Annotated in this window: 6 protein-coding genes and 1 pseudogene; all 7 read left to right on the forward strand. The window is 47.3% G+C overall.

The features are described 5' to 3' along the window. Positions 1-48: 48 nt before the first annotated feature. On the forward strand, positions 49-1032 hold the full coding sequence (galE, locus tag BUC22_RS17405) for a UDP-glucose 4-epimerase GalE (protein WP_070081237.1): 984 nt from the start codon (positions 49-51) through the stop codon (positions 1030-1032). Further along, positions 1016-1198, forward strand: coding sequence for a hypothetical protein (locus BUC22_RS17410; protein WP_070081236.1), 183 nt, complete (start codon positions 1016-1018; stop codon positions 1196-1198). Before galE ends, BUC22_RS17410 begins: the two co-directional genes overlap by 17 nt. After that, the gene (locus tag BUC22_RS17415) at positions 1195-2553 is read left to right on the forward strand and encodes a sugar transferase (protein ID WP_013380712.1); all 1359 of its coding nucleotides are present in this window, start codon (positions 1195-1197) and stop codon (positions 2551-2553) included. Before BUC22_RS17410 ends, BUC22_RS17415 begins: the two co-directional genes overlap by 4 nt. Before the next feature lie 55 nt (positions 2554-2608). Next, positions 2609-3013, forward strand: a pseudogene (locus BUC22_RS22650) (glycosyltransferase); the annotation flags it as partial. Positions 3014-3082: 69 nt separating this feature from the next. Then, positions 3083-3697 (forward strand): glycosyltransferase, encoded by a 615-nt coding sequence (locus tag BUC22_RS22385; RefSeq protein ID WP_227162883.1) that lies wholly within the window; start codon positions 3083-3085, stop codon positions 3695-3697. A 27-nt stretch (positions 3698-3724) separates the two neighbouring features. After that, entirely contained in the window at positions 3725-5038 is a 1314-nt protein-coding gene (locus BUC22_RS17425; RefSeq protein ID WP_013380710.1) for a nucleotide sugar dehydrogenase, read from the forward strand. Between the two features lie 3 nt (positions 5039-5041). Next, on the forward strand, positions 5042-6000 hold a 959-nt coding region (locus BUC22_RS17430; RefSeq protein ID WP_073383287.1), incomplete at its 3' end, for an SDR family oxidoreductase.

Consider the following 6000-nt stretch of genomic DNA (forward strand, 5'->3'; position numbering starts at 1 on the left):
CATTTGTAGGGAACGACGCCCTCGTCGTTCCGCAAAGAGGAACCATTTATGAAAATACTAGTCACCGGCGGCGCCGGCTACATCGGCAGCCATGCCGTCGTCCAGCTATTAGATCAAGGCTACGAGGTTGTCGTTGTCGACAATCTCTCCACCGGCCACCGCTGGGCCATTGATGAAAGAGCTCCGTTTATAAAAGGCGATATCCGAAATCACAGGCTCATGGACGAGATTTTCGAAGGAGAAAAAATCGACGCCGTCATGCAGTTTGCCGCCGACATCGTCGTGACAGAGAGCGAAACCGATCCACTTAAGTACTACGACAACAATGTTTACGGCACTGTCGCGCTGTTGCAGAGCATGCTCAAACACAACGTCAAAAACATCATCTTCTCATCCACAGCCGCCGTCTACGGCAACACCGAAGCCGTCCCTGTCACCGAGGACATCCCGGTTACACCCATCAGTCCTTATGGGCGAACCAAAGCCTTAGTCGAGCAGATTTTAGAAGACTGCCATAAAGCCTATGAATTGAATTACTGTGTTTTTCGTTACTTTAACGTCTCCGGCGCCCATGAAAAATACCCCATCGGCCAGGCCGTCAAGCATAACACTGCATTGATCCCGATTATATTAGAAGTCGCCGCAGGTGAACGCGAAGCCGTCCAAGTCTTTGGCAATGACTACCCCACCAAAGACGGCACCGGCGTGAGAGATTTTATCCACGTCGTCGATCTGGTGGACGCCCATATCCTAGGCTTAGACAAGCTGTTCAGAAATGAGAGCGCCATCTATAACCTCGGCAACGGTCAGGGCTTCACCGTTATGGAAATGATCGAAGCCGCCAGAAAAGTCACCGGCCACCCCGTGTCCGCCATCATTACCGATCGTCGCCCTGGCGATATCGCCATCTCCATTGCCAGCAGTGAAAAAGCAAAACAAGAGCTCGGCTGGGAACCAAAATATCAAGAAGTTGAAAAAATTATTGAGACCGCATGGAAGTTTAAACAGAGCAGACATGAAAAAGAAGATTAAAAACAAAACAGCCCATGAAACTATTTTTGAGGTGTGTATTCTCTGCGGAAAAAAGACCCATATTCCAATCGATACACCCATTGCAGCAAGACAGGGCTATATCGAAGGAAGCGGGCAGCTCTGCTCAGGCTGTTACCAAAGAATAAACACAAGGAAAAAAACATGAAAAAGAAAGAACACTGCCAGATAATCATCATCCTTTTAAAAATCCTGTTGGTAAGTTTGATCACTACAGCCTTCGGTTATCTGTGGTTTGAATTCTATACCGGCAAGCTTTATATCAGCTATTATAATCTGGGCAACTGGGCCATCATCCTATTATATGGCATACTCTATCTCTTTTTATGTCGAATATACAGCGCCTTTCGTGTCGGATACTACAGCATAACCGAACTGATCTATACCCATGGCATCACCCTGTTTCTGACCAATATCCTGACCTACATCGTAATCTGTCTTTTAACAAGACATTTGACCAATATCCTCTGGATACTGTTACTTTTCGCGATACAGGTTCTTTGTGCATCTTTGTGGGCCTACGCATCCAACCGGATCTTTTTTAAAGCCAATCCAAGGTGTGACATGCTGGTCGTCTATAAAGATGAAGCCGCCAAAATGCTGCTGACCAAAATGAAAGCCTATCCCGAAAAGTACCATGTGGCAGAGACCATCAACATCCAATCCGATATCCAAGATATCAAAGAAAAAATTAAAACATACCAGGCCATCCTGCTGTGCGACCTGCCGACCGCCACACGGAATATTCTCTTGAAATTCTGCGTTCAGGAAAAAATCCGCGTTTACCTGACGCCCGAAGTATCCGATATCCTGATCAGCGGCGCCAACAGGATTCACCTGTTTGACACCCCACTGTTACTGTGCGATAACGTCACCCAGGCCGTGGCCCACCGCTTTGCCAAAAGGCTTATTGATCTGATCGTATCCACCTTGATGATCATTGTCTTTTCACCTTTTATGCTTTTGACCATCATTGCCATCAAAGCCAGCGATCACGGCAAAATTTTGTACAAACAAGAGCGCCTGACCCAAAACGGCAAGACCTTCAATGTCTATAAATTCAGAAGCATGGTCGAAGATGCCGAAAAAGACGGCGTGGCAAGGCTGTCCAGCAAAAACGACGACCGCATCACGCCCGTCGGCAAGTTCATAAGAGCCACACGGCTCGACGAGCTGCCCCAGCTCTTTAATATCTTCAAAGGCGATATGACTCTGGTAGGCCCAAGGCCCGAACGGCCCGAAATCGCTGAGAAGTACTGCAAGACTATGCCCGAATTTGCCTTAAGGCTTCAGGTGAAAGCCGGACTGACCGGCTACGCGCAGATCTTTGGGAAGTATAATACAACGCCTAAAGATAAGCTGAAGCTGGATTTAATGTATATCGCGGATAATAGCCTCTTTTTAGACTTTAAGATCCTCTTTCTTACCTTTAAGACCATGTTTATGAAGGAGAGTACCGAGGGGATTGAGGATGGGGCGGTGACAGCGGGGGATGTGAAATGAAAAAGGTATATAAGGGGCGATTATCATCAATAAAATACTGATAACTGGAAACAATATTTTAGCGGTTTGTTATACGCGAAAGGAATTAATAGAGCGTTTGTTAAGAGATGGATGGAAGGTACATCTTTTAATACCGAAAGAAAACATTGAAAAAATACAAGAATTTGAACAAAAAGGGTGCAAAATTGACTATATAAAGATTAATAGCCATGGTACAAATCCCTGTGAGGATTTGATTCTTATCTATAAATACAAACAAAAGCTCATAGAACTTGCACCTGATATTGTAATGACATTTACAATTAAACCAACTTTATATTGTGGGATTTCATGCAATAAGTTGCGTATTCCTTTTATTTCAACTATTACAGGCTTGGGAATAGCAGTTGAAAATCCAAGCGTCAAACAAAAGTTGATTATTTTACTATATAAAATGACTTTTAAAAAAGTTAGATGTGTTTTCTTTCAAAATGCTAAAAACAAATATTTTTTTGATAAGCATAATATCAAGATTAAGCGACAGAAGTTGGTGCCCGGCTCCGGCGTCAACCTGGACGCCCATTGCTATGAGCCTTACCCAGAGAAGGATGACACCATCCGCTTCCTCTTTATCGGCCGTATGATGAAAGACAAAGGCATCGATGAGCTGTTGGCCGCAGCCCAGAGGATTAAAGAAAAGCATGATCATGTCTTTTTTGACCTCATTGGTTTCTGCGAGGCAGACTACAAGGGAAAAGCCCAGTTGGAAACCCTGCACAAGCAGAAAATGATCAATTACATGGGCCACCAGGATGCCATTCACGATCATATCAAAGCTCATCACGCTTTGCTCCATCCCTCCTACCATGAAGGCATGGCCAACGTCCTTCTAGAAGCCGCCGCCTGCGGCCGCCCTGTGCTGGCCTCCAACATCCCTGGCTGTCAGGAAGCCTTTGATGAAGGCATCACCGGTTTTGGCTTTGAGCCAAGAAACGTCGACGACCTCGTCCGAGCCATTGAAAAATTCATTGCGCTGCCCTATGAACAGAAACAGGCAATGGGAATCGCCGGGCGAAAAAAGATGGAGCAGGAGTTCGACCGCCAGATCGTCGTGGACGCCTACATGGAAGAGATTGAAAACATATTAAAAAACAAACATCAATAAACAATTAAATTCGATTCTGGAGAAAAAATGGATTTATATCAAGCACTTAAAAACAGACAAGAAAAACTATCCCTCGTGGGACTCGGCTACGTGGGCATGCCCATTGCGGTCGCCTTCTCAAAGAAAGTCGACGTCATCGGCTTTGACGTCAACGCTGAAAAAGTCCAGCTTTATCAAAAAGGCATTGACCCCACCAAAGAGGTAGGGGATGAAGCCATTAAAAGCTGTACCGTGGATTTTACAAACGACGAGACAAAACTTCGAGAAGCCAGGTTTCACATTGTGGCCGTTCCAACCCCGGTGAGCGAGGATAAAACACCAGATCTGACCCCCGTGGAAGGCGCCAGCCACACCCTGGGGAGAAACCTGACCAAAGGTTCCATCGTGGTCTATGAAAGCACTGTTTATCCCGGCGTTACCGAAGAAGTCTGCATCCCCATCTTAGAAAAAGCATCCGGCTTAAAATGCGGTAAAGATTTCAAAGTCGGCTATTCCCCAGAGCGCATTAACCCCGGCGACAAAGTCCACCGCCTCGAGACCATTGTCAAGATTGTCTCTGGCATGGACGCAGAAACCCTAGACACCATTGCCAAAGTTTACGAGCTCGTCGTCGACGCCGGCGTCCACCGGGCCGAGAGCATCAAAGTCGCCGAAGCCGCCAAAGTCATTGAAAACAGCCAGCGGGACATCAACATCGCCTTTATGAACGAGCTGTCCATTATCTTCAACAAGATGGGCATCGACACCCAGGCTGTTCTAAAAGCTGCCGGCACCAAGTGGAACTTCCTGAACTTTTTCCCAGGCCTCGTCGGCGGTCACTGCATCGGGGTGGATCCCTACTACCTGACCTACAAAGCCGAACAGTTAGGCTACCACTCCCAGATCATTCTGTCCGGACGGCGCATCAACGACGACATGGGCAAATATGTGGCCGAAAACATCGTCAAGCAGCTGTTGAGAAAAGACATCTCCGTCAAAAACGCCAGAGTCGCCATTTTGGGCTTTACCTTCAAAGAAGACTGCCCCGATACCCGAAACACAAAAGTCATCGACATCGTCAAAGAGCTCAGAGACTACGGCATTGAGCCCATCCTCTGCGACCCCGAAGCCGACGCCGAAGAAGCCAAAAGAGAATACGGCGTCACATTTACGGATTATAAAGACCTGAAAGATATCGACTTAATCGTCATCGCCGTTGCCCACCAAAGCTTTAAAGACAAAACCCTCAAGGACTTCGACAAACTCTATCAAAATCCAGAAGCCAAAATCCTCATGGACCTGAAAGGCATCCTGGATAAACAAACCTGTGAAAAGCAAAACTATACCTACTGGAGGTTATAAAAAATGGGATATGAAAACATCACCTTCCCCCAAGAGACCAAATTTCTGATCACCGGCGGCGCAGGCTTTATCGGCTCCAACCTCTGCGAAGCCCTGCTAAAACGCGGACACTTTGTCCGATGCCTGGACGACCTCTCCACCGGAAAAGCAGAAAACATCCAGCCCTTTTTAGAAAACTCAAACTTCGAATTCATCAAAGGCGACATTCGAGACCTCGACACCTGCATGAACGCCTGCAAGAACATCGACTACGTCTCCCACCAGGCCGCCTGGGGAAGCGTGCCCCGAAGCATCGAGATGCCCCTGGTCTACGAAGAAATCAATATCAAAGGCACCCTCAACATGCTCGAAGCCGCCAGACAGAACAACGTGAAAAAGTTCGTCTACGCCTCCTCCTCATCCGTGTACGGCGATGAGCCCACCCTGCCCAAGAAAGAAGGCAGAGAAGGCAATCTGCTCTCTCCTTACGCCCTGACCAAAAGAACCAATGAAGAATACGCCAGGCTCTACACCGAGCTTTATGGCCTGGAAACCATCGGTTTTCGCTACTTCAACGTCTTTGGCAGAAGACAGGACCCCGATGGCGCTTACGCTGCCGTCATCCCAAAGTTTGTGAGTTCACTGCTTTATAACATCGCACCAAAGATCAATGGAGACGGCACCCAGTCCAGGGACTTCACTTATATTGAAAATGTCATTGAAGCCAATTTGAAAGGCATGCAGGCTCCCAGGGAAGCCGCCGGAGAAGCCTTCAACATCGCCTACGGCGGGCAGGTTAACCTCAATGAGCTATACCAGAAGCTCAGCGAATTGCTGGGTAAAAAGATCGAGCCGGTCTATGGCCCGGAACGGGCAGGGGATATCAAACACTCCAATGCAGATATTGACAAGGCGAGAAAATTTCTAAAATATGCGCCGGAGTATAGCTTTGAGCGGGGGATTGAGTTGACGATTGCGTGGTA

The organism is Eubacterium callanderi (assembly GCF_900142645.1).
GTDB lineage: Bacteria > Bacillota > Clostridia > Eubacteriales > Eubacteriaceae > Eubacterium > Eubacterium callanderi.

Excerpts from the sequence above, each read along its gene's own strand:
- galE (WP_070081237.1), top strand. The coding sequence starts at position 49 with ATGAAAATACTAGTCACCGGCGGCGCCGGCTACATCGGCAGCCATGCC.
- BUC22_RS17410 (WP_070081236.1), top strand. The coding sequence starts at position 1,016 with ATGAAAAAGAAGATTAAAAACAAAACAGCCCATGAAACTATTTTTGAG.
- BUC22_RS17425 (WP_013380710.1), top strand. The coding sequence starts at position 3,725 with ATGGATTTATATCAAGCACTTAAAAACAGACAAGAAAAACTATCCCTC.
- BUC22_RS17415 (WP_013380712.1), top strand. The coding sequence starts at position 1,195 with ATGAAAAAGAAAGAACACTGCCAGATAATCATCATCCTTTTAAAAATC.